The following is a 25,140-nucleotide window of genomic DNA, read 5'->3' as shown; positions in this document are numbered from 1 at the left end:
TTTTTGCGTTCTGGCAGCCTCATTTATTCAGCAAACATTCAGCTTGCACTCATTGAGAGTTAAGGTATGGATGAAATAATACACCTACGGAAAGCTTGGGCCGGAGTTACAGAACTGCCGGCATATAGAATGATCAAGGGATAGGAGTGAATGGAGATGAGTTTTGCTAAAAAAATAAGCTCGGATCTTATACTGTGGCTCATTTTAATACTCGCTGCTTTTTTGTACGGTTATGGAGTTTGGAATGACCACTATGTGAATACATACTACACCACTGCCGTGGGAAGTATGCTGCAAAACTTTCATAATTTCTTCTTCGCTTCACTCGACTCTGCAGGTTCAGTCACGGTGGATAAACCACCGGTCACCTTTTGGATTCAGACTCTTAGCGCACTCATTTTCGGGCTGCATGGCTGGAGTGTAATTTTACCTCAGGCGCTTGGGGGCGTGGGCTCCGTGTTGCTCGTATACCTTCTGGTTAAACCTACCTTTGGTAAAGCGGCAGCACGTTTAGCAGCGCTGGCCATGGCAACAACTCCAGTAGCGGCGGCTGTTAGCCGGACGAATAACATTGATGCTTTGTTAGTATTCACGTTACTGTTGGCGGTTTGGTTTTTATTTAAAGGAACGAAGAGTAATAAGCTGGGCAGTCTCCTTGCCGCATTCGCTTTAATCGGTGTTGGGTTTAATGAGAAGATGCTGCAGGCTTATATGGTTTTGCCGGCTTTTTATCTCTTTTATGTCTTGGCTGCGAAAGTGAACTGGAAGCGAAAAGCTGGAGTATTAGCGGCCTCGACAGCTATATTACTCGTGGTCTCGTTATCCTGGGCAGTGATAGTGGATTCGATTCCCGCTAGTAAACGACCTTATATCGGCAGCAGCGGTACTAACTCCGTGCTCAATCTTGCCTTTGGTTATAATGGTGTCGCGCGATTGACGGGTGATCGGGGGACAGGTGGTGGCGGAGGTGGAATGCCTTCAATGAATGGTGGTGAGATGCCGAACATGAATGGCGAGATGCCAGCTATGAACGGTGAAAGACCCGCTATGAACGGGGCAGATGCTGAAAATGGTACGGATAGCGGACGTGGAGCATTTTCGGGTCGGCAAGGCATAAATTCAACCTCAGACGGTCAAAATGGCGCCGATGATGGAGGTTCACCAGGGCAACCACCCGGCGGTGGAACAGATAATCAAAACCGGCAATTTGGTGGTGAAGGTGGGGGCCAAGGACAACGCGGCGGCATGAATGGCGGCGGAGGTGGAATGTTCAATACTGGAACCGCAGGTCCACTGCGCCTGTTCCAATCAGAGCTGTCAGGTCAGGCAAGCTGGATGTTGCCTTTTGTATTGTTTGGTTGTATTGGATTATTCGCTAATCTGCGGAGAAGGAACTTTACGCAAGGGCATAAAGAAGCTCTATTCTGGTTAGCATGGCTGGTCCCGGTGATGGGATTCTTCAGTATTGCGGGATTCTTCCATCAATATTATCTGGTGATGATGGCTCCGCCGATAGCCGCGCTGGTCGGTGCAGGCTGGTCAAAGCTCTGGAGTCTGTATCGCGAGCACTCTGGTTGGCTGTCATGGCTATTGCCAGTTGCGACGCTGGTTACAGCAGTTTTTCAATGGTACATTATTCATCCTTATGACGATACGATTGGCAGGGGCTGGTCGATTGGCATTTTGGCAGCCGGTATAGTTGTTTCTTTGGTGCTGGCCGTTCTTAAAGGCAAGCAGAAGCCATTTGTTTTCTCGGCAAGTATTGTCGCTGTACTAGTATTGTTAATTGGCCCGCTCTACTGGGCAGCTACCCCTATTACTTATGGCCTGAACAGTCAAACCCCTGAAGCAGGACCAGGCAGCAGTGAGGGTAGAGGAGGAATGGGCGGTAATTCTAGCAACTTTGGGCGTAATAGCGTCACAAGTGCGAATGAGAGTCTGTTGTCCTATCTGGAGGAAAATAATACTGGGGAGCCTTATCTGTTTGCCGTATTGGATTATGGCACAGCAGCTCCTTATATCGTCGATAAGGGGGCATCGGTTGTTATTCTGAACGGTTTTTCCAATTCGGACACAGTATATACCACAGATACCCTAAAGGCGTTAGTAGAGAGTGGCAAGGTGAAATACTTCCTGCTGAGCAGCGGCGGTATGGGTGGTGGACGTGGAGGGAATTCTACGCTATCTACATGGATTACCGACAATGGCATAGAGGTTCCAGCAGCGGATTGGGCAGGAAACGACGCTGGCAACAGCGGAACGTTATACAAAGTTACAGTTAACTAGTTCAATGTTTCAGGATACGAAGCGTGCTAATACATTTGCAGGCACGCTTCAGCATTCAAATTAAAGGAGGAGCTGCTCATGAGTATCAACGTGCGCTATTCCATTATTATACCGATGTTTAATGAAGAGGCAGTCATTCAGGAAACGTATCGTCGTATTAAAAAAGTGATGGCAATGACGGAGGAAGTATATGAGCTGATCTTCGTGAATGACGGCAGCACAGACAACTGTGCCCAGATGATCGAGGAATATAGCTATTGGGATGAGAGTGTGAAGCTGATCGATTTGTCACGTAACTTTGGACATCAGATCGCTATTACTGCCGGAATGGACTATGCCCTTGGGGATGCAGTTGTCATTATTGATGCTGATTTGCAAGACCCGCCTGAATTGATCTTGGACATGATTGCAGAATGGAAGAAGGGGTATGAAGTTGTATATGCTAAACGGGTGAAGCGAAACGGTGAATCCTTATTCAAAAAGTGGACGGCCAGCCTGTTTTATAGAATTCTGCGTTATTCAACCGATATTTCTATCCCTGTGGATACAGGTGATTTTCGGCTCATAGATCGTAGGGTTTGCGAAGAGCTCAAACGTCTACCGGAGAAAAACCGTTTCGTACGCGGACTGGTCAGCTGGGTTGGTTTCCGTCAGAAGGCGATTGAATATGAACGGGATGAACGTCTGGCGGGGGAAACAAAATATCCACTAAAACGTATGATCAAGCTCTCTTTGGACGGAATCACCTCCTTTTCTTATAAGCCGCTGAAGCTGGCAGGATATTTGGGCGCACTGCTGTCGGCTTCTGGTTTTCTGTACCTTATGTATGTATTGTACCTGGTAATTTTTACAGACTCAGTCGTTAAGGGCTGGGCTTCGATGATTGGAATTACGCTGACCTTTAATGGCTTCGTACTCATTATGCTAGGAATACTAGGTGAGTATATCGGCCGGATTTATGATGAAACTAAGGGACGTCCGCTTTATATTGTCCAAGAGTTCTATGAAGGTAAGGGGCAGCAAAAGAATGTTCGTGAGCACCCTGTGACCCATCTCCGTAAATAAACTGCAAGGGAGGGATTCCTGATGAAGATTAGAAAAGCTGTCATTCCCGCCGCGGGCTTAGGCACTCGTTTCCTGCCTGCAACTAAGGCTCAGCCAAAAGAAATGCTGCCCATTGTGGATAAACCAGCGATTCAATATATCGTAGAGGAAGCCGTTCGGTCTGGTATTGAAAGTATTATCATCGTGACCGGCCGTAATAAGAAGTCGATTGAAGATCATTTTGATAAATCGGTGGAGCTGGAGCAGACGCTTCTGGAAAAAGGGAAAGAGGATCTACTTCGTGAAGTCCAGCTAATTAGTGAGCTAGCGAGCATCCATTACATTAGGCAAAAGGAGCCGCTGGGACTAGGCCATGCCATCCTTTGTGCGGAACAATTTATCGGTGATGAACCTTTTGCTGTTCTGCTTGGTGACGATATCATGGTCTCGGAGGACCCGGCGCTGCTGCAGATGATGAGATTGTATGAGCAAGAGGAGCAGACCATCGTCGGTGTGCAGCATGTGCCACGGCAGGAGGTTAACAAATATGGGATTATCTCCTCCAGCGGCTCACTAAATGGAGTTCATGAAGTAAAAGGATTGGTAGAGAAGCCCACGCCTGAAACGGCTCCTTCAGAGTACGCCATTATGGGGCGATACATTTTGGAGCCTACGATATTCTCAGTACTGGCTAACCTCGAACGTGGGGCGGGCGGTGAATATCAACTGACGGATGCTTTGCACGAGGTATGCCGGCAAGAAGGATTGCTGGCGCTGGATTTAATCGGCAAACGTTATGATATTGGTGATAAATTTGGTTACATTAAAGCCACGCTGGAGGTAGGTTTGATGCGGGAGGATTTGCGCCCATTATTGGTTCCGTATTTGCAGGAGCTGGCTGCTAGTCTTAAGGGAAGAGAAAAAGAAGTGGACTCCTTGCATTGGAGTATACACAGTTGAGGGAGAGAAACTGTTTCAAACGATCATAACATCGGCTTCGGCGGTGGGATGAGGTTTTGAAGCAGTTTTTTTGCGTGCGGTGTTCAAAAGGCAGGTGAGGGACGAGCAAATAAGTGTACTTTATACAATTAAAAGTATGGGGGGACAGCTGCAAATCGATTTAGTTGCACTTGATACATCTATATCTTCACATTTTAGCTAGAATGCTCAGTTAGCCTGTTTTTAGTTGCATAAAATACACTTAAAACAGCCGTGTGGGTGTTATTGTATGAAATAGCTGCATCAAGTGCAGTTATTTTTAAATTTCTTAACCTTGTTTCTCCTGGGTGACGAAAAAATCCGAAAGACCGATTCCTAAGAATCATCCTCCGGATTTATGTTTTGAGTATAGATTAAGCTTTCAGCACATCATGATCAACGTAACGCGCACCATTTAACTCGCTAATTACATTAATAGCTACCTTCGCACCATCGCCTGCGGTAATAATCGCATGTACACTTACTCCAGCAACAGTACCAGCAGCCCAAATGCCTGCGATATTCGTTTTGCCTTCAGCATCAACGGCTACTACAGTTTTGATTCTTGGCTCTGTACCATCCTTAGTCTCTACGCCAGCTTTGGCAGCTAGATCTGTAAGGGCGCCTGTGGCGAGAATGACATGTTTTGCTTCATGGATAATTCCATCTTCAGTTTCAATGACAAAACCATTGCCGCTGGAGGTGAGGTTGATAGCCTGCTCGGAAACCAGCTCAGCGCCAAATTTAACGGCTTGCTTATGCCCGGTTTCGACCAGCTCAGGACCACCTACTTCGGAAATTCCATAAAAGTTCTCAAACCAACCTCTGCGGGTCATGCCCTTATCGTTGTCGATTAGCAGCGTTTTTTTGCCCGCCTTGGCGGCGAACAGGGCTGCGCTTGCACCGGCAGGACCGGCGCCAATTACGGCGATTTCGTACATGTATTTACCTCCTAAAAGTTTTGTGGAGCAAAACTCGCTTCGAAAGCATACGCTTAAGTTTTGTGGAGCGATGCTCCTTAGAATGGACTACATAGCAAAACTGGCAACGAAAGCATACGCTTGGTTTTGTGGAGCGATGCTCCAGTTCCTCTTAATTATAACGGTTGTTACTCTTCCTTGGCTAATCCTTCCTCGCAAGGCAGGCTAACCGTAAACGTTGTCCCCTCGCCAACAGTGCTATTTACACTAATCTTGCCGTGATGTGCCTCGACAATAGATTTTGTAATGGAGAGACCCAAACCTGATCCGCCGTATTTACGTGTGCGAGAGGAGTCACTGCGGTAGAATCGATCAAAGATATGTGGGAGATGCTCTCCGGGAATTCCGTAGCCATTATCCCGCACGCTTAATAGAGCTTGATTTCCTTCCGCTTGTAAAGAAAGATGAATGCTCCCTGTCGCGGTATCGGTATGCTGAACTGCATTGTGGAACAGATTCAGAATCACCTGCTTGAGCTTATAGGGATCATATTTACCACGGATGCCATAGGAGATATCAAAAGTAACTTTACGTTGATCTGCGAGCAAAAGCAGATGCGGCTTCATTTCGTGAATCACCTCGCTGAGGATCAGATCAGTCATCTGCAGTTGTGGAGCTCCGTCCATCCGAGCGAGCAGTAGCAGATCCTCGACCAGCTTATTGATCCGTTTCGATTCGCCATGCATGCTCCGCAACGAGTTATATAACTGTTCTTTATTATCGGCGGCGCCCCGCAGCAAGACCTCAAGAAAACCGTGTATTGAGGTAAGCGGAGTTCTAAGCTCGTGAGAAGCATCGGCAGCGAACCTGCGCATCTGCTCCTTGGCCTCCCGTTCATTATGAAAGGATATTTCGAGACGTTCGAGCATACCATTGAATGAATGAGCAAGCTTGTCGATCTCGGCCTGTCCTTGGTCAACTGGAAACCGAATGTCCAAATTACCGGCATTAATGATCTCAGCCGATTCTCCCATATTAGAAAGAGGAACTAACGTCTTTCGCAGGGCCGGCAAGTATAGGAATAATCCAGTCAATAAAGCAATCACTGACAAACCTGCGTAGATCAGCAGCTGCTGCATAATCACATCCGTTAATGGCCCCGTGCTCACACTCATTTGCAGCAGCAATCTAGTATTTCCAGGCCTATAAAGATTCATGAATATGGCTAGATGTTCAGTGCCGTCTTCAGCTTGGATGAGCTTGTAATTTCCTGTTGCCCTATCTGTGGTGTGAATCAGCAGCGCATCGTATTGCTCATTGGTCAACCTGGGTGCTGCTATATCTGAGAGGGTCAATTGCTGTAAATCCCTGAAGGTGCCATCCGAGCTGTACATGGCGAGAGTTGTATGGGCATCAAGCAGAAGCGGACGCCGGTTCTCGCCAGTTCGCAGCCCACTTGGCATTTTATTCATGTCTTCTCTTTCCATCGGGAAATTGCTGTTAAACTCGTTGTTCGTGTCATTTATACCTGTGGTGTCCTCGTCATAGGAATTAAAAAAGTTGAAAAACATCTCACGGGGGACAGAACGTATTTGCGCTTCCATAGACTCCGCTCTATTGCTGTATATAAAATCTCGCATAAGGATATATTGTAAGACTCCAATTAGCAGCAGCAATCCTGATAGAATGAGCAGCGATGTGGCAAGCAGCTGTTTACGCAGGGAACGTGGTGCAGGTAGTCTGCGAAGCCATCTGAAGATGGGAGTGCTCATAGATCCACCCGGTAGCCTGCGCCCCGCAGGGTACGGATAATACGGTGCTCCTTATCTCCGAGCTTCTCACGAAGCGAACGGATATAGACCTCAACAATATTTTCCTCACCGCCAAAATCATAGCCCCACACTTTATCAAGAATCATAGGCTTGCTGAGTACAAGGCCGTGATTGATAACGAGATACTGTAATAACTCGTATTCCGTAGGGGATAGTTCAAGTACTTCCTCCCTGAAGCGAATTTCCTTTCGCCGGCTGTCAATTCGGAAAGGACCGCAGCGGACCTCACCTAGCAGCCCCGGAAACTGATTCCGCAGCCGCGCTTGGATCCGCGCTAGTAATTCATCAAAGCTGAAGGGCTTGACCATATAGTCGTCAGCACCAATAGATAGTCCTTTTACGCGATCATCCACTTCGTCTTTTGCAGTAAGCATGATGACAGCTACCTCTGTCTCTTCCGAGCGCAGATAGTGACATACCTCGAATCCATCCATACCCGGCATCATAACATCCAGGATAGCTACATGGGGCTTGAATTCAGCTGCAATTGAAATGGCGCTTAGCCCGTCCGACGCGGTTCTTACTTCAAAACCTTCATTAAGGAGACCCAGTTCCAGGAACTGTAATATATGAGGCTCATCATCTACGAGCAGAAGTCGAACTCCTTGTACTGCTTTCATCATAGGTTCCTCCAAATCGGTGATAGATAGCTTCATTATGCCATATCCGGTTGAATGTTTGCTGAAGACCGGAGGATACTTTTTCTAGAATAAATGAGCGAATTTCTTTCACATGGCTTTAAATTGGTTAATCTAGTTATAAGGAATATTAACGTGTTTAATGACAAACAGGGTTAAAAATTCCGGATTTTCGGAATTGCGATAAAGGGTTTTGACGAAGAATATAGAACACTTTACAATAAGGATAATCTCCTGATTCAGGCTCTTGATTTTGGAGAATGCTCTCCCTATTTTAGGTTAGATCATCCGAACGTGTAAAATTTCCTTCCTCGTTTTTTCAACTTTGTCATCTTCCTATCAAGGCTCATTTCTTTCTGGTGTATTTCTTTTCTAATTCACTTCTTTCTGGAATTCTGTTCATTCATCCTAGGTTTGCTGAACTTTATATTACCCATAAGTCAAGGGAGGCTTTTCCATGAAGAAAAAAGAAATGGTAGCCATGCTATTGGCTGGAGGCCAAGGCAAAAGATTGAAAGGTTTAACCAAATCGCTTGCCAAGCCCGCTGTCTATTTTGGGGGCACTTATCGGATTATCGACTTTCCTTTAAGTAACTGCTCCAATTCGGGTATTGATACTGTCGGTGTATTGACACAGTATGAGCCACTTATACTACATTCTTACATCGGAGTAGGCAGTGATTGGGATTTGAACCGTAAGAATGGTGGAGTATTCGTATTGCCACCGCATGAACGTGAGAATGGAAGCAGCTGGTATCGGGGAACAGCCGATGCGATTTATCGAAATCTTAAATTTGTAGATCAGTTCGACCCCGAGCATGTCCTTATTCTATCCGGTGATCACATTTATAAAATGGATTATCATGCTATGCTGCAATACCACAAGGAGAGAAACGCAGATTGCACGATTTCTGTGATTGACGTTCCGCTGGAGGAAGCAAGTCGATTTGGAATCTTAAATACGGAGGACGATCTGAAAATTTACGAATTTGAGGAAAAGCCTGCACAGCCAAAAAGCACGCTAGCTTCTATGGGTGTGTACATCTTTAAATGGGAAATTCTCCGCAAGCATTTACTGGAGGACGGAGAGAATATAGGATCATCTCACGATTTTGGTAAAGATATCATTCCTTTGATGCTGGAAGACGGGAACTCTTTATTTGCGTACCCTTTTGAAGGGTATTGGAGAGACGTCGGTACGGTAGCCAGCCTGTGGGAAGCGAATATGGATTTACTGAGCGATAATCCACCGCTTAATCTAAATGATCCCAGCTGGCGCATATTTACACGCAATCCGAATCAACCTGCCCAATATGTCGCACCTGGGGCGAAAGTGTCAGGATGCATTATTAATGAAGGCTGCATTGTGCATGGTGAAGTGAAGCACTCGGTTCTTTTTTATGGCGTAGAAGTAGGTGAAGGCAGTGTGATTACGGACTCCGTAATTATGCCTAAGGTTAAGATTGGTAAGAACGTACGCATTCATAAAGCGATTATTAGTGAGAATACGGTAATCGACGATTATATGGAAATAGGCATCGAGCGGGAGAACGAGAACGAAATTCTGCTGATCGACAATAAAAGCAAGAAACGTAAATCAGCTGTGGCCAAAACCATATAATCAAGCTAAAACGCCTTCGGCGTCCTTCTAGGGACGGTAAGCGTTTATGCGAGATTTATAAGGATAAAGTATATAGTGAAACTTATACTTTCTTATAAATTATAAGAGGACGGTGGATTCCGATGAAGCAACTCATGGGTGTAATTAATCTGGATCATGAACTCGATAAACTAAATGAACTCACTTATTTCCGCTGTGGTGCAGCCGTACCTTTTGCCAGTCGTTATCGGTTGATAGATTTTGTGCTTTCCAATATGATGCGTGCGGATCTGGAGAGCGTGGGCCTGTTTGTTCGCCGTAAATACCGTTCTTTAATGGACCATTTGGGTGACGGGAAATCTTGGGATATGAATCGCAAGCATGGGGGACTATTTATTTTGCCTCCGGACTGGAATGATCCCACCGATACTTCTCTTGGCGACCTTCAGCATTATCATAATAATCTGGATCTTTTTAAACGGGGATCTGCTAAATATATTGTGTTTTCCGGCAGCCAGCATATTAATACTATCGATCTCCAGGACTTGTACAGCTATCATTTGGAGAAGGGTGCCGACGTTACAGTAGTATACAAAAAAATAGAGCAATTGCAGCCAGAACATGAGTTATGCCAGCGTATTGAAGTGGACGAAGAGAATAATGTGACCAATATCCATCATGAGAAGGATCATCCCAATTTATATCTCGATATCTTCATTATGGAGAAAAAACTGTTCCTGGAGCAGGTGGAACATTGCATTGCACATGGTGAGAGTTATTTTTTCCGTGATGTGATTCAGAAAAACCGTCATAAATTCAAAATCGCTGCTTATGAATATCATGGCTATCATGCCGTAATTAATTCATTGGAAAGCTATTATAAGAATAGTCTGGAGCTGCTTCAGCAGGAGAATTACTTTAGTCTGTTCAAAGAAAGTCCCGTGCAGACGAAGATTAAATATGAGGCTCCTACCCGATATTTAGAAAGCGCAAATGTCAGCAATTCACTGGTGGCTAACGGCTGCATTATAGCTGGAACGGTGGAGAACAGCGTGATCTTTCGTGGGGTTCAGGTACGTAAAGGAGCGAAGATCATCAATTCTGTAATTATGCAGAAGTGCATTATAGAGGAAGATGCTGTTATTGAGAATGTGATCATGGATAAGGACGTACATTTAAGTAAGAATCGAATTCTCGTCGGGGATAGTAAACGTCCATTTGTGATCGCCAAGAGCAGCAAAATATAAACCAACTGGATTAGATGAAACGAAACAGTATAACCTATCTGATCTACAGGCATAGTCTAATGCATCCCTAAAAAAAGCTTTTGTCAGGAGGAACCTGCTGTTGTTTAACGATAAAGAAACTTTCAAACAGGTGTTTCGCGAGACGCTCATCAGTAAATTGGGCAAACCTTTGGAGGAAGCCTCTAATGCTGATGTCTATAAAATATTAGGCAACATGATTCGCGAGAATGCCGGGAAAAATTGGGCGGATACCAATCAAAAGTACAAGACGGATAAGGATAAGCAGGTATACTATTTTTCTATGGAGTTTCTGATCGGAAGACTTCTGGGGAACAATCTGCTGAATATGGGCGTGCTGGAGGTCGTGCGTGAGGGATTGGCCGATCTTGGTTTCTCGCTGCAGGATATTGAGGAGGTAGAAGCCGACGCTGGGCTTGGCAATGGAGGACTTGGACGTCTAGCTGCTTGTTTCTTGGATTCACTGGCCTCCCTGCAATATGCGGGGCATGGTTGCGGTATACGTTATAAATACGGCCTGTTCGAGCAGAAAATCGTTGACGGGTATCAGGTGGAACTGCCCGATTACTGGCTGCAAAATGATAATGTATGGGAAGTGCGTCGTGAAGACAAGCAGGTAGAAGTAAGGTTCTGGGGCGTGATTGAGACTCGCGAGGAGAACGGGCGGCTTATCTTTGAGCATAGTCAATATGAGGCCGTTCGTGCAGTTCCGTATGATGTGCCTATCATTGGTGCAGATCGGCGGCATGTGAATACACTGCGCAACTGGAGTGCGGAGTCCATCACTCAGCCTACCAGAACCTTTGGCTCTTTTGCCGGATCAGACTATCATAAATTCCTGGAATATAAGCGTTCCGTTGAATCCATCTCGGAGTTCCTGTATCCGGATGATTCACAATACGAAGGCAAGCTGTTGCGGTTGAAGCAGCAATACTTCCTCTGCAGTGCTGGCCTGCAAAGTATTCTGCGAACCTTTGGAAAGCTTGGACTCCCTATACAATCGCTGCCCGACAAGGTTGCACTTCATATCAATGATACACATCCGACGCTTGTAATCCCTGAATTGCTGCGGATTCTGATGGATGTACATGGATTAGGATGGGATGAAGCGTGGAGTATTACAACTCGTATGGTTTCCTATACTAATCATACGATCTTGAGCGAAGCCCTGGAGAAATGGCCTATTCAAATGGTCAGGGACTTGCTTCCGCGTATTTTTCTTATTATTGAAGAGATCAATGCCCGCTTCTGCGGCGAGCTGATGAGTCGTTATCCCGGGGATCAGGACCGGATTTCACAGATGGCGATTATTCATGACGATCAGGTTCGCATGGCCCATCTGGCGATTGTGGCGAGCCATAGTGTCAATGGGGTAGCGGCGCTGCATACAGAAATATTGATGAAACGCGAAATGCGGCTCTTTAATGAAATGTACCCGCACCGCTTCAATAATAAGACGAATGGGATTACTCACCGGCGCTGGCTGATGCATGCCAATCCGGATCTGGCTAACCTTATCAATCAATCGATAGGAACCCGCTGGATGAGCCATCCGCAAGAGATGATTGGCTTGATTAAATATTGTGAGGATGCTTCCTTCCAGGAACAAGTAGCCAGCATTAAACGGCGGAATAAGCTCAAGTTGGCTGAATACATCTACAGCAAGCATTCGGTACATGTAGACCCCGACTCTATCTTTGATGTTCAGGTGAAGCGCCTGCATGCTTATAAGCGGCAGCTGCTAAATATTTTGCATATTCTGCATATGTACAACCAAATCAAAGATAATCCTTCGATGGATATGGTACCCCGCACGTTTATATTCGGAGCAAAGGCGGCACCAAGCTATCATTTGGCGAAGCGAATTATCAAGCTGATCAATACTGTGGCGGAGGCTGTCAACAAGGATCCGGATGTTAAAGGCAAGATCCGTATCTTTTTCCTTGAGAATTATTCGGTATCCTTGGCCGAGAAGATCATTCCTGCTGCGGATATTAGTGAACAGATCTCTACTGCGAGTAAAGAGGCCTCCGGCACGGGGAATATGAAGTTTATGATGAACGGTGCATTAACCGTAGGTACGATGGACGGCGCTAACGTGGAAATGCATGAGATGGTAGGGGACAACAATATGTTCCTGTTCGGTCTTCGTGCTGAGCAGGTAATGGATTATTATCAGCATGGCGGCTATCACGCACGTGATATCTACAATGGGGATAGTCGTGTGAAGGAAGTATTGGATCAGTTGGTTAATCCGGGACCTATATGCTGTCATGGTGCGGAGTTTGAGACCATTTTCCATTCTCTTTTGGATAATAACGATGAATTCTTTGTACTTAAGGATTTCGCAAGTTATGTCGAGACTCATGTCGAGATTGACCGGGCATACCGCAACCGTCAGGAATGGCTGAAGAAGTCTATTATAAATATTGGTCATTCCGGTAAATTCTCTAGCGATAATACGATTAGCCGCTACGCCGCGGAGATTTGGAATATCAGTCCGGTACGGCTATAGGCTCAACAAGATTAGGCTGTCTTATAAGTAGGAGATTCCTACAAATGAGACAGCCTATTTCTTATGCTTTATAAGGCAGAGCTGCTTTAGATAACTTCCGATACCAGGGCAGCGAACCGCTCTAGGAACCGGCGTTCCTCATCATCAAAACGATCTTTCAGCGGACTGTCGATATCGAGTACGCCAAGCAAACGATCATCCTTGATCAGCGGGACAACAATTTCGCTGTTTGAAGCGGCGTCACAGGCGATATGTCCCGGGAATGCATGGACATCTCCAACTACTAGCGTGCGTCGTTCCGCAGCAGCCGTTCCGCAGACTCCACGAGACAACGGGATGCGGATGCAGGCAGGAAGACCTTGGAAAGGTCCGAGCACAAGCTCCTTGCCATCAAATAAATAAAAACCGGCCCAATTCGTATCCGGCATAGCGTGTTTAAGCAGTGCCGAAGCATTGGCCAGGTTGGCCGTAGCACTTGGTTCGTCCTTTACTAATGCTTCTAGTTGGATTAGAACCGCTTCAAACTGCTCGTTGCGTGTTCCATCGTAAGGCATAGCTTGAAACATGAAGCATCACCTTCCTGTACTTTAAATTCAAATATGAACTCATAACTGTAATTATCAACATAGTACAGCTAGACATGATACGTCAAGCGACAATACCAATCTGTAACAATATGGAATGTTCCTTGAAGTCCATGAAATGCGCAACAGCCACAATAATGTTTCCGAGGATCGGTCAGAGGGTAATGCTAGTATAAATACCGAAGGCTATATAGCCGGAAGAGGTGGAATATGCGCGCTGATGTACAGAACTTGTTCATAGGAATTCATATGCTTTATTGTGCACGGGATAAAGATGTGACGATCTCAGAGATGCTGCTCGGACTTGAAGATCTGGGGTATCGTGTAGGAGAACGCGAAGTGAAACAGGAATTGGAAAAGCTGACACTGGACAACTTTCTGACTGCCCATACCGAAGGGTACAGTATTACGGGGACTGGAATTGAAGAGTTCAAGGATATTCGAGCCAAACTTCAGGTGTTATGCAGTGAAGTTATTCATGAAGCGGAATGAAATCATTGTAGTTAAGTTTAATAAAAAGCGTCTGTATTAAGGGAGTGTATGCCCCCTGATGCAGACGTCTTTTTATGTTAACGCGTAGAATTTGTTCTTTTCAATGTTAAAGAATTTAGAACTTTTATCTTAAGGATATACTCTTGAATGATGTATAATTGATAAGTTGAAGGGGGGCAGAGACTTGTATATCTGCAATGGAGTGATACCCACACTGGTCGGCAGTAGATTGAAGCTGTGTGCCATGACTACTGAGCATGCTTCAGCATTATATCAGATCTGGTCTCATCCAGAGGTCACCCGCTGGCTGGGGGCTCCAGCATTATCCTCTATAGAAGAGACTAAGCAACTGATTGCTTTTTTATCACAGATGGCTCAGGAAGAGGAGAGCTTGCGCTGGAGTATTGTAGGACCCGAAGGTGAAGTTATAGGGAGCTGCGGTTATAACTATTGGCAGTTGCAGGGAGCTTACCGCGGGGAAATTGGCTGCGATCTGGCGCCTGCCTTTTGGGGACTTGGATATATGAAAGAAGCGCTTGGTTTAGTGCTCGACTTCGGCTTTAATAGGATGGGGCTGAATCGGATAGAAGCGCTGTGTCATCCTGATAATAATCGTGCGGAGAGGCTGGTTCAAACGCTCGGCTTTCAGAAGGAAGGTATACTGCGTCAATATCGCCAGACACCTTCCGGCTTTCAGGATGTGACCCTACATGCGCTTCTACGTGGGGAATGGGAATAATTTTATTACATAAAGAGAGGGTTTGGAACATTGAAGTCAACAGGGGATTTAGAACGTAAATTAATACTGATAGGGGTGCTGCTAGCTACCTTTCTAGCTGCGATTGAAGGAACGGTAACAGGACCAGCGGGTCCAGCTATCGTAGGTGAATTTCAGGGAATGCAGTGGCTTAGCTGGATATTCACTTCTTATTTGCTGGCAATGGCTATTACTACTCCTATTTTCGGCAAAATCAGTGATCTCTTTGGACGCAAGCCGGTGTTCATGTGGGGAGCAGCTGTTTTTTTATTAGGCTCGTTATTATGCGGTATTTCGCAAAGTATGGAGCAGCTGATCCTGTTCCGGGCAATACAGGGGATTGGCGCGGGTGCGCTCATTCCAATGACCTTTACCATCATCGGGGATATTTACAGTATCGAGGAGAGAGCGAAGACACAAGGATTACTTAGCTCTGTATGGGGGATTTCCTCTTTGGTAGGTCCTCTTCTTGGGGGATATGTAGTAGATTACCTAAGCTGGCGCTGGGTATTTGTTTTTAATCTGCCATTCGGTTTATTAGCAATGGTATTTATTGCCCGCTATCTGAAGGAAGAGAAGGTACGTCGGAAAGCACAAATTGATGTGGCAGGGGTGCTGCTGTTCGCTGCTGGTATGGGCGCATTGCTCTTCAGTCTCTCCACAGGTGGACAGAATCTGGAGTGGACATCCCCACTGCTAATCGCAACTCTAAGTGTGGCTGTTATCCTGCTAGTCTTATTTTTCTTTGTGGAGCGTCGTGCTCCTGAACCTATGTTGCCGCTGGGTCTATTCTCGAACCGCAACATAGCGGTGTCTACTGGCGCTAACCTGCTGGTAAGCACATTAATTATTGGGCTTTCTACGTATGTGCCATTATGGGTGCAGGGTGTATCCGGAAAAAGCGCCGCCATCTCAGGTTTGCTACTGGCGCCGATGTCGGTAGGCTGGATGTTTGGTTCGATCGCCGGAGGGCGGATGATTCTAAAAGCGGGTTCGCGTCGAACCGCAATGCTTGGGTTGATTATGATCGCTGCCGGGGCTATTGGCCTGGCTTTCTTAACAGGTGAGTCTTCACAGCTGCTGCTTTTATGCTTGATGCTGGTCTGTGGAGTTGGCTTTGGGTATTCTTCTACAGTCTTTACGATTATTGCGCAGTCCTCTGTTGCGTATGAGCAACGGGGAGCATCTACAGCGCTTAATGCGTTCACGCGTTCTTTAGGACAGACTGTTGGGGTGGCTATTTTTGGTTCTTGGCTGAACTTGAATATTGATAAGCTGTTAAGAAAACAACCGGATTCGAACATCTCAGGGGATGATATTAATAAGCTGCTTGGATCGCATGCAGGAACTAACCTGTCTGGGGAAGTATCAAATAGTCTGCGTGATGCCCTTGAAGGTGGTCTTCATTCATTATTTATCGTAATGGCAGTTTTCGCTGTTTTGTCGCTGATAATATCCTGGGGTTTGCGCAAGGGTGTGCCTTCAGTAGAGGATGCTACATCGTCCTTGAAAAAGGCATAACTTATTAGGTAGATAGCGTGTTAAAGTGGTTGAACCATACGAATTGACTCTTGGAGTGGCGCATGGAATGACGCACGGAATAGCGCATGGAGTGATACATGGACTAACGGACGGAGTAGCACATGGAATCACGCACGGAATAACGGACGGTGGCACGCCAGATTGATGTAACCTCTAGAGTAGAGCGTCGATGGAAGTAGTGGATAGACGCGTTTAGTTGTATTTCGTACAACTATAATCCTGCCGGTAACTTTTTCAATGGATATAGCTGTATTTAGTACACCTATTTTCTTGATTTACTCGCCTAGGGGTGGTTTGTCTGGTTTTTAATTGTACAGAATACACTTAAAGTTAGAATGAGCCGATTTGCATACGAAATAGCTGTATAGAATGCAGTTATTCCCTAAGTTACTGCTCAGGTTCATCAAGATCGGGCGCCGAAAATATAGCGAGTTACATCAAAAGTGAATTTTACCGAGAGCGATAGTAACGGTCAGCTAGAAGGGACGCCCAATCGGAAGCGTGCTCGCCAAGTCCAATCGGAAGCATGCTTGCAAGTCCTGCCGAATAAGGATGACTATGATCCGAGGTTTGCCAAAAGCGGACCTCAAAGTCCGTCTTCGGCATCGACTTACCGATCATCTGCTCAAGTAAGCCGGCGCAGAACAAAAAAACCAATAGGCGATTCTCAAATAAATCGGAGAATCGCCTATTGGTTTTCTTTTTACCATTAACAGAAATCAAGAATAGCTTGTCTGTAACACATAAATAAGCGACTCTTACTTACGAGGAAGAGGGGACAGCTTCTCAGCTTGTAGACCCATCTTTTTGAGCAGAACAATCATTTGTTCCTTCTCATCATCATTCAGACCGCTGAAAGCAAGATGCAGGCGTTCCGAATATTTCGGATACATCTCATTCATGAGACGTTCACCTTCCGTAGTCAGCTCCGCAAAAATCACACGGCGATCGCTCGGACAAGGCTTACGCTGCAAATAGCCGCGTTCCTCAAGCTTATCGATTACGTAAGTAACGTTGCCGCTTTGCAGCAGCAGCTTGGCGCCAATTTGTTGAATGGGTTGTGGTCCCTTATAGTACAAAACTTCCATAACGGCAAAGGCAGTCGGATTAAAACCTTCAATTTTGCTGCCGGTAACAGCATGTTCATTAATGCTCTTAAAAGACTTGGCAAATACCCGGTACAAATGTAGTGTTAATTGCGTATCACGTTCGTAAGATTGTATCATGCTTCTCCACCCTCTATCGTTAATCATGTGTGAACTCATCGCACAGTTTGCAATCAATAGTCATTAGTGCACGGGTTACCTGTGCAACGAACCTTGAGATAACCTTAGAATACGTGAAAGAGCGAATGAAGAACATGTGATTTGTCACAATGAGCACACTTTTAATTATTAAAAATCAAACAATTTTTTAAATACGGTAAAAACGAAGGTTTTTTTGATTTCAGTCTTTGAAAGGATAAGAATTTCAGCCTTAGGTTCAAGCGCTATTTACGCCTCCAGACGGATGATTGATGTTCTCCAATATTTTACTATTACTTCATCGAGAAATAGTAACGGGGAGTGAAGTAAGATGGAGGAACAGCTGGCTCATGATTCAAAAGAAGGAAAGCTGACGGCGAATAAGCCCTTTATGCTGCTTATTGCCGCACAGCTTGTATCGAATGTGGGAGACTGGTTGCATATCCTAGCACTACTGACAATGGTAGGTTTTAAATGGAATGCTACACCGTGGGAAATTACGGCTATATCTTTATGTATGGCTGTGCCGTTGCTCTTGGGAGGGCCGTTTGCAGGTTATTTAAGTGACCGGTTTAACCGCAAGGCGCTGATGATTGGTTCCGATCTTGCTCGTGCCGGAATTGTTGTTTGTTTGGTATTTGCAGGTTCTCTCTGGCAGGTATATGTCCTGTTGGTAGCTAAAGGGATCATGGATGTACTCTTTTCACCAGCCAAAAGCGGAAAGCTCAAGGAGCTTGTCCCTGCGGCCCAGATGGATAAAGCCATGGCGCTTAGCTCATCTATTGAACAAATAACTAAAATTGTAGGTCCTGCTCTCGGTGGACTGCTGGTTGCCGCATTTGGTATTGCCGCTTGTTATGTGATTGACTCGGCTACCTTCATTTTATCGGCGGTCATCTTAATAGGACTGCCGCGTGCGGCTGCACTGAAGAAAGATGCAGCAGAGGATAGCACAGGGGAGAATGGTGCTCGGAAGTCTTTTCGCCAAGAAATGTCGGCGGGTCTGCAGGTGATCGTGGGAATGCCTGTAGTGCTTTGCGGGATTGCTATGCTGGTGCTAGTGCTGCTAATGCTGCAAATTGGTGATTCGCAGATTGTAACGTTATTCCGGGAAATTCCGGGTGTGAACGGAGATCTGCTGGGTTGGTGTGTGGCAGCCAGTGGTCTTGGCACCTTACTGTCAGCCCTGCTTGTAAGCCGTATAGGCAGTGGTAAACATACGCTCGTCTTCATGGGATTGGGAGCTGTAATTATGGGGGTTGTTTTCTCAAGTGCAGGAATTGTAACTGCCCACGGTCAGGCTGGACTCTGGATGAACATCGCTTTGTTTGGTTCTTTTATGTTTGCTGGTGTGGGAGCAGGCCTTGCGTTTATTCCCTTCAATTCTATGCTGCAACAGCGGACCCCTGCGGAATACACGGGCCGTGTATTTGGAACTATAGGCAGTCTAACAAGTGCGGCTGTTATCTTGGGACCTGTAGCCGGTGGGGCTTTAGTTACAGCGTCAGGACCTGTCCCAGCGTTCATTCTCTCTGGTACGCTTACAGCCCTGCTTGGAGTGTTGCTGTTAATGCTGCGTGGTAAAATCGAGCGGAGAGATGAAGCGGCAATTAAACGTGAGGAAGGAATTTCAGCAACAAATAACCTAGAGCTTCTCGGACAGACCTCTCTTTAATGGGAGGTTTCTTTTTAAATATAAGAGTAGTTCTCTTAGCTGTGAAAAAATCAGTATGCTTCCTTGGAGAAAGTATATATAGTACGATTAGAGAAGCTATCTTTCTGGATTGGAATTTCGATAATAATATTTATAAGAAATATTTAGGAGTTGGCGAATATGGAGAATGTAGAAATAACAGGGGATACCGAGAGCGACGAAGAGATTGTACTCGATGTTGAGATCGATGAAGCAGGCTATGAAGCAGGTGCCCCATGCATATTCGATATTTCATTTCAGGTGCGGCGTGGACAGCTGCTCGGACTGATCGGACCAAATGGTGCGGGAAAAAGTACTACAATCAAAACATTGCTCGGTTTGCTTAAGAATACCAAAGCTAAGGTCTCCTTTAATGGAGTTAATAAGTCCTATGCTTATGTACCGGAGCAGCCGGTGTTTTATGAGGATCTGACCTTATGGGAGCACTTAGATTTGGCTGCTGCTGCTTATGGACTAAAATATGAGCAGTTTCAAGAAACGGCGGAGAGATTACTGAAGCAGTTCGGTATGAATCATGTCCGTGATGATCTTCCAGCTGGCTTCTCTAAGGGTATGAAACAGAAAATGATGCTGATGCTGGGCTTTTTGGTACAGCCGGATGTTTATATTGTGGACGAGCCTTTTATCGGCTTGGATCCTCGGGCCACTAAAGATTTCCTGCGACTGCTGGAAGCGGAGCGGCAGCGCGGAGCTGGTGTATTAATGTCTACGCATGTATTGGATACTGCTGAGAAAATTTGCGATGATTTTGTGCTGATCTCGGGTGGCAGGGTTGCCGCTGCAGGAACGCTTGAAGATATACGTGATTATGCTGGGCTGCCGGAGGCGTCGTTGTTTGATTGCTTCGACGAACTGACATGAGTAAGCAGAAGCAGCGAGGGTTTGCTTTTCCTACCTCCAAAAAGCTATTCTGGCGGCGATTATTTTCTCATTGGCGTGAGCAATCTGCTATTATTCGTACGGCAGCCGATTGGACTGTGCTGTTATATATACTGATTCCCGGAGGATTTCTGGGAGGACGGTTATATTACGGGTTCTGGAATGAGGCACTGCCAGCTTGGAGTGCAGATTTGCCGTTTATGTTGATTCCTTCATTATTAGTGCTCCTGCTCTGTAGAGGTGGACTGGTGCTATTATTGCAGGAAGGCGATCTATTATTTCTAAGACAACGGCAGCGATGGATAAATACGATCATGTTTCGCGGGTTGCTGTACAGCCTGATCGTAACATCGTTGAAGTTCTGTGTAGCTTTTGTGCTGTTATTACCTTTCCTGGTTCGGGGATATGGAATGCTGTCATCCGAGGTATGGGCGCTGTTCGCTCTGACTCTGGCATGTAGCTGGTGCGTTAAATTACTTGGGCATATTGTAAAAGTACAAAAGCAAGGCTGGCGGCGCTGGCTGTGGCTGATTCTGGCCATCTCCGTTCCCTGTGGGATTTATTTCCGTGCAGCTGCGTTTTGGAACAACCGTCCAGTTTTTATGCTGCTGATTGCAGCACTCTTTGCAGTCGTAGCGGTAATCGCTCTTCAGCGGCGTATAGTGATGCGTGGGACATTCATGAACGATGTGCGTGAAGATTATAAGCAGCGGATGAAAATAGCGGCCCTATTGCTCCGCGGCGTACTGGATAAGCCACGTCCGACCCGCCATAAGCCGTGGATTTTCCGGAAATCACAGCCTTTGCTAAAATCAAAAACTGCCGAGAGCCGTTTCTCTGCGGCAGCGATTAAGGCACTTGTACGGAATCCGGCCCATTTAAAGCTCTACTTATCGTTTACTGCTGTGTCCCTTCTAGCGATATTTATCATTCCATCAGGGTTCAAATGGCTGGGCTTTATAGTTTTAGTTTCCCTCATGACCAATTGGCTGTTGTCGTTCTGGTCGTTATTCGTGGGAGATGATTACATCGGAATTCTGCCGTTTACGAAAGAACAAAAAGCCGAAGCGGGGCTGCGTGCGGTCCCTATCTTACTGTTTCCTTTTTCAATCATTTGTTCTGCGCTGATCTGTATTTCCTTATATGGATGGTTTGGGATTATCCTGTTCATCCCGCTAGGTTATATCGTTGCACTGTTTAGCTCTAGAATATTTGGAACATTTCGCTTAGCGAAATAAAGATATAAATAGAACGGAAGAGTGCCCCATAAGCCGTAAAAAGGCTGCTGGGGCACTCTTCTTTTTTTGTCTTGATTCGATCTATTGCACGCACGTACGTATGAGGTACCTAGCTAGCCTATCGGACACAGCTGCTCCTAAACATACTATTTTTCCACTTTTGGGATGCTAACGGACTCCATAGTTGCTATTGCCATGAAAAACACCATATATGAGCCTCATTATAAGGAATAGCGTCGTTGGAGTCCGAAACCCTGCCAATAAGGTGAAAAATACGTAAATAACGTCATCTGGGTCCGAAGCCGCAGTAGCTGATTAGGCAGACGCTCCACATAGCTAACGAACCCAAAACAGAGGAGCGATTCTCTAATTAATGAGAGAATCGCACGGTCCGCCATTTTCAAAGCAGTAAGCTGCTTGGAGGATATTCACGTTGCACTAGAGATTATCCCAGTCGAATGTCAGCGGCGTGTTTGCCTGCTGTATATCCTGTTGAGAAGGCCGCTGTTATATTGTAGCCTCCTGTATAGCCATGGATATCGAGTACCTCGCCGCAGAAGAATAACCCCGGCATAAGCTTCGATTCCATTCTTTTGGGATCGATCTCCTTCAGATTTACCCCACCGCCGGTAACAAAGGCCTCGGATAGGGAACGGGTGCCATGCACATAAACTGGCATGCGTTTCAAAATCCCAGCCAATAGAAGCAATCCATTCTTGGAGACGTGATGACCGGTTGTATCCCCATCTAATTCAGCTTTAGTCAGCAAGAGGGGGATGAGACGTTCTGGCAACAGTCCTTTCAGCGAATTGCGGATCGCTTTCTTTGGTTCCTGATCCAGCTTATCCTGCAACATAGATTCTACTTCCTGTGCGTTCAGATCAGGGAAGAGATCGATGGACATCTCCACCGTATCTGTGCCGGATTTACGTTGGACTTGTCTCAGAAATTGGCTGCACCGCAGTGCAATGGGTCCTGATAATCCAAAATGGGTGAATATCATATCCCCTCGATGAGAGATGACTTTCTTTCCTTTAGGATTCCACACAGTAAGGACCACATCACGTAACGACAGACCTTGCAGCTCGCCGGACTTAATCCATTCTTCCCGTGAAAGAATCGGCACCTCTGTCGGGAACAGCTCGGTGATCGTGTGCCCTGCGGCTTCTGCCCAAGGGTAACCATCTCCCGTGGAGCCGGTCTGTGGTACGGACTTGCCTCCGGTAGCGATGATAACAGCAGTGCAGGCGATCGTCTTGCCCGAGCTCAGTTGGACTCCCTTAACAGCCCCTTCGTTATAGATTATTCTTGAGACGGGACTGTCGGTCATAATCTGTACGCCTAGACTCCGTACTTTGCTAATTAAGGCAGAGACGACACTAGAGGCCTTATCGGAAACGGGAAACATCCGCCCGTTATCTTCTTCTTTTAATGCAATGCCTAAACCTTCAAAAAAGGCGATGATATCCTGATTATTAAAATGGTCGAAGGCACTATACAAAAAACGCCCGTTTCCTGGAATATGGGCGATTAGCTCGTCTCTTTCCTTGACGTTGGTAACATTGCAGCGTCCGCCACCAGATATTCCGAGCTTTCGGCCTAGTTTTGCTCCCTTGTCGATTAGCAGAACGGATGCCCCGTGTTCTGCAGCGGCCACGCTTGCCATTAGACCCGAAGGGCCGCCCCCAATGACGATCACATCGTAATTGCTCATGAAATTTTACTCCTTTACATGTTAAGACACGGAAGCCTATTCCGCGGGTATTCCTAACGGAATCATACCATTCTGATTCACATGTAACCAGTCTTGTCCAATCATTAGGTGATTATCGTTGTCAGGAGAGTAATCCTGTGCTTTAATCTAAGCATGTAGGGTAATTTGTCCATTTTGGGGTGTGATTGTAATTATTGGTGCGGTTAAGGATATCTTATTGCAAATATCGGCAGCATGCTCCTTTCTTTTTCTTTTTCAATGGTGGGTGGACCGTAGATTTGTGACACGGAAAAAGGGGAAGCTCCCAAATGATCAGACCTTTTTGATTTTGGCGTGTACGTTTAGTCTTATCCTGTGCTCTCTTCTTTCGACAACTTTGTTTGGTGTAGCCTATTTAAATTTAGGATTAATCCCTGCGTATATTGGTATTTTATATGGAACTACCCGTTCGGGCATTTTGCTGTCCATTTTTTTGCTTATCTGCAATGTAATCATCGCGGAGCCTACAGGAATCAGTAATGTGATATTGAATTCAGGGATTTTATTATATCCGCTACTGTTTGGACTGGCCAAACCTTTTAAGAAAGGTACAGTAGTTGAGAAGATCGGTATGTTATGGATGATTCTTTGTCCAAGCATGCTATTTATTGCGTTAGTCCCTATTATAGGCGGGAAAAATATATATGAATCTAATTCCGTGCAAGCATTTCTGATTACGGTATATCTGTTTTTCACCATCGCTTTAGGTGGTATTTTTGTATATTATGTTGAGATGGTTAGAAGTAGATTGCAGGATAAAGTACAGATGGAGAATATCAGTGAAAGTTTCCAGTGGGAGTCCGAGAAGCTGCAGCAGATTACCAATGTAGTCCCTCTGAGTATTATGTCTCTGGATGAACACGGAGTTGTAACTGATCTTAATGATTGTATGCTAGGAATGATGCGGGCTCATTATCCCAATTTGCGAAAAGAGGATATTATTGACGAGCCGGTAAAAAAGTTTTTTCATAGCTCAGTGGATACACAGGCATATATGCGGGTAAGTGATAATATCCGCTCTAAACGGCGTTCCAGTGAAAAAATGATTCATGAGTCGCGCATCTATCAGATTTATTCAGCGCCGTTAATGCATAAGAGCTCAGGGGTAACAAGTGGTGCTGTAATTATTGTGCAGGATATGACCAATGAGGAAAAACTACGTGTAGAGCTCGATCATGTGGAACGTTTGAGCTTGGTCGGGCAGATGGCTGCTGGAATTACCCATGAGATTCGTAATCCTATGGCGGTAGTTCGGGGTTTTTTGCAGCTGATGAGAGAAAAGAGTGCTCAAGAATTGGATTCTTATTATCAGATTGTGATGGAAGAGCTGGACCGCGCTAATAGTATTATTAATGATTTTTTATCCTTGGCACAGAGCCGGGTTTCTGATAAAGAGAAGGTGCTGCTGCACCATATTATAGAAGAAGTTAGTCCATTGCTGTGGGCTGATGCTAATCTTCGCGGTCAAAGTGTTGAACTGAAGCTGAGCCCATCACTGTATGAATTGGAACTAAATGTCCGGGAAATCAAGCAGCTTATTCTCAATTTAGGACGTAATGGTATGGAGGCTATGGGACCCAAGGGGGTGCTGACGCTGGAGACACGCAGTACTCATGATAAAGTGGAGTTGATTGTCACCGATAGCGGCGTTGGTATGTCAGAAAGTCAACGCGAGAAGTTGTTTTTACCCTTTTTTACGACGAAAATTCAGGGAACAGGTCTAGGCTTATCCTTGTGCCTAAGTATTGTGGAGCGGCACAACGGTAAAATAAATGTAGAGTCTGTAGAAGGAGAGGGGACGGTATTTACGATCTCCTTCCCATTGGATAAGGAGGAACCCAGCGGGGTTCGCTCTTAGA

The 25,140-nt window shown here is 45.7% G+C and carries 20 protein-coding genes; 13 read left to right on the top strand and 7 right to left on the bottom strand.

What is annotated here, in order from left to right:
- The first annotated feature begins 156 nt into the window (after positions 1–156).
- The 3 genes from MHH49_RS07035 to galU all read left to right on the top strand — a co-directional run bounded on the left by MHH49_RS07035 (position 157) and on the right by galU (position 4,290).
- Entirely contained in the window at positions 157–2,286 is a 2,130-nt protein-coding gene (locus MHH49_RS07035; RefSeq protein ID WP_341138064.1) for a glycosyltransferase family 39 protein, read from the top strand.
- 78 nt (positions 2,287–2,364) lie between these two features.
- On the top strand, positions 2,365–3,351 hold the full coding sequence (locus tag MHH49_RS07030) for a glycosyltransferase family 2 protein (protein WP_036676773.1): 987 nt from the start codon (positions 2,365–2,367) through the stop codon (positions 3,349–3,351).
- An 18-nt stretch (positions 3,352–3,369) separates the two neighbouring features.
- The gene (galU, locus tag MHH49_RS07025) at positions 3,370–4,290 is read left to right on the top strand and encodes a UTP--glucose-1-phosphate uridylyltransferase GalU (protein WP_341138778.1); all 921 of its coding nucleotides are present in this window, start codon (positions 3,370–3,372) and stop codon (positions 4,288–4,290) included.
- A 392-nt stretch (positions 4,291–4,682) separates the two neighbouring features.
- Here the strand turns inward: galU and MHH49_RS07020 are convergent, their stop codons facing one another.
- From MHH49_RS07020 to MHH49_RS07010, 3 genes are all read right to left on the bottom strand, one after another.
- Positions 4,683–5,249 (bottom strand): FAD-dependent oxidoreductase, encoded by a 567-nt coding sequence (locus tag MHH49_RS07020; protein ID WP_341138063.1) that lies wholly within the window; start codon positions 5,247–5,249, stop codon positions 4,683–4,685.
- A 167-nt stretch (positions 5,250–5,416) separates the two neighbouring features.
- Positions 5,417–7,000: a sensor histidine kinase gene (locus MHH49_RS07015; RefSeq protein WP_341138062.1), complete on the bottom strand. Its 1,584-nt coding sequence runs from the start codon at positions 6,998–7,000 to the stop codon at positions 5,417–5,419.
- Positions 6,997–7,680, bottom strand: a complete 684-nt coding sequence (locus MHH49_RS07010) for a response regulator transcription factor (RefSeq protein WP_038568592.1) — start codon at positions 7,678–7,680, stop codon at positions 6,997–6,999. Before MHH49_RS07010 ends, MHH49_RS07015 begins: the two co-directional genes overlap by 4 nt.
- Positions 7,681–8,155: 475 nt before the next feature.
- Here MHH49_RS07010 and MHH49_RS07005 point away from each other — a divergent pair, with 475 nt between their 5' ends.
- The 3 genes from MHH49_RS07005 (at position 8,156) to MHH49_RS06995 (ending at position 13,078) form a co-directional block, all read left to right on the top strand.
- Positions 8,156–9,319, top strand: a complete 1,164-nt coding sequence (locus tag MHH49_RS07005; RefSeq protein ID WP_038568594.1) for a glucose-1-phosphate adenylyltransferase — start codon at positions 8,156–8,158, stop codon at positions 9,317–9,319.
- Between the two features lie 122 nt (positions 9,320–9,441).
- Positions 9,442–10,545, top strand: coding sequence for a glucose-1-phosphate adenylyltransferase subunit GlgD (glgD, locus tag MHH49_RS07000; RefSeq protein WP_036676786.1), 1,104 nt, complete (start codon positions 9,442–9,444; stop codon positions 10,543–10,545).
- 100 nt (positions 10,546–10,645) lie between these two features.
- Complete coding sequence (locus MHH49_RS06995; protein WP_036676789.1) at positions 10,646–13,078, top strand: glycogen/starch/alpha-glucan phosphorylase; 2,433 nt, start codon at positions 10,646–10,648, stop codon at positions 13,076–13,078.
- 86 nt (positions 13,079–13,164) lie between these two features.
- Here MHH49_RS06995 and MHH49_RS06990 read toward each other — a convergent pair whose 3' ends face one another.
- The gene (locus MHH49_RS06990) at positions 13,165–13,644 is read right to left on the bottom strand and encodes a GAF domain-containing protein (protein ID WP_036676791.1); all 480 of its coding nucleotides are present in this window, start codon (positions 13,642–13,644) and stop codon (positions 13,165–13,167) included.
- Between the two features lie 228 nt (positions 13,645–13,872).
- Between MHH49_RS06990 and MHH49_RS06985 the strand changes: the two genes are divergently transcribed.
- From MHH49_RS06985 to MHH49_RS06975, 3 genes are all read left to right on the top strand, one after another.
- A complete protein-coding gene (locus MHH49_RS06985) occupies positions 13,873–14,154 on the top strand; it encodes a hypothetical protein (RefSeq protein ID WP_036676794.1) in 282 nt (93 codons plus the stop codon).
- Between the two features lie 184 nt (positions 14,155–14,338).
- Positions 14,339–14,893, top strand: coding sequence for a GNAT family N-acetyltransferase (locus tag MHH49_RS06980; RefSeq protein ID WP_036676796.1), 555 nt, complete (start codon positions 14,339–14,341; stop codon positions 14,891–14,893).
- Between the two features lie 30 nt (positions 14,894–14,923).
- Complete coding sequence (locus MHH49_RS06975; RefSeq protein ID WP_036676799.1) at positions 14,924–16,432, top strand: MDR family MFS transporter; 1,509 nt, start codon at positions 14,924–14,926, stop codon at positions 16,430–16,432.
- Positions 16,433–16,903: 471 nt separating this feature from the next.
- On the opposite strand, the gene MHH49_RS06970 is transcribed toward MHH49_RS06975, so the two are convergent.
- Both MHH49_RS06970 and MHH49_RS06965 read right to left on the bottom strand, forming a co-directional pair.
- Positions 16,904–17,110 (bottom strand): hypothetical protein, encoded by a 207-nt coding sequence (locus MHH49_RS06970; RefSeq protein ID WP_341138061.1) that lies wholly within the window; start codon positions 17,108–17,110, stop codon positions 16,904–16,906.
- Positions 17,111–17,211: 101 nt separating this feature from the next.
- Positions 17,212–17,679 (bottom strand): MarR family winged helix-turn-helix transcriptional regulator, encoded by a 468-nt coding sequence (locus MHH49_RS06965; protein ID WP_036676802.1) that lies wholly within the window; start codon positions 17,677–17,679, stop codon positions 17,212–17,214.
- 349 nt (positions 17,680–18,028) lie between these two features.
- Here MHH49_RS06965 and MHH49_RS06960 point away from each other — a divergent pair, with 349 nt between their 5' ends.
- From MHH49_RS06960 to MHH49_RS06950, 3 genes are all read left to right on the top strand, one after another.
- Positions 18,029–19,372, top strand: coding sequence for an MFS transporter (locus MHH49_RS06960; RefSeq protein WP_051490936.1), 1,344 nt, complete (start codon positions 18,029–18,031; stop codon positions 19,370–19,372).
- A gap of 159 nt (positions 19,373–19,531) precedes the next feature.
- A complete protein-coding gene (locus MHH49_RS06955) occupies positions 19,532–20,272 on the top strand; it encodes an ABC transporter ATP-binding protein (RefSeq protein WP_036676805.1) in 741 nt (246 codons plus the stop codon).
- On the top strand, positions 20,251–21,528 hold the full coding sequence (locus MHH49_RS06950; protein ID WP_143766907.1) for an ABC transporter permease: 1,278 nt from the start codon (positions 20,251–20,253) through the stop codon (positions 21,526–21,528). Before MHH49_RS06955 ends, MHH49_RS06950 begins: the two co-directional genes overlap by 22 nt.
- A 445-nt stretch (positions 21,529–21,973) precedes the next feature.
- Here MHH49_RS06950 and MHH49_RS06945 read toward each other — a convergent pair whose 3' ends face one another.
- Complete coding sequence (locus tag MHH49_RS06945; RefSeq protein ID WP_036676810.1) at positions 21,974–23,242, bottom strand: BaiN/RdsA family NAD(P)/FAD-dependent oxidoreductase; 1,269 nt, start codon at positions 23,240–23,242, stop codon at positions 21,974–21,976.
- A gap of 280 nt (positions 23,243–23,522) precedes the next feature.
- Between MHH49_RS06945 and MHH49_RS06940 the strand changes: the two genes are divergently transcribed.
- Positions 23,523–25,139, top strand: coding sequence for a two-component system sensor histidine kinase NtrB (locus MHH49_RS06940; protein WP_339812296.1), 1,617 nt, complete (start codon positions 23,523–23,525; stop codon positions 25,137–25,139).
- Position 25,140 lies beyond the last annotated feature (1 nt).

It is taken from the genome of Paenibacillus sp. FSL F4-0122 (genome assembly GCF_038002845.1).
GTDB lineage: Bacteria > Bacillota > Bacilli > Paenibacillales > Paenibacillaceae > Paenibacillus_AQ > Paenibacillus_AQ odorifer.
Note: the sequence above shows the minus strand (reverse complement) of the source record. Positions and strands in the feature narration are given on the sequence as shown.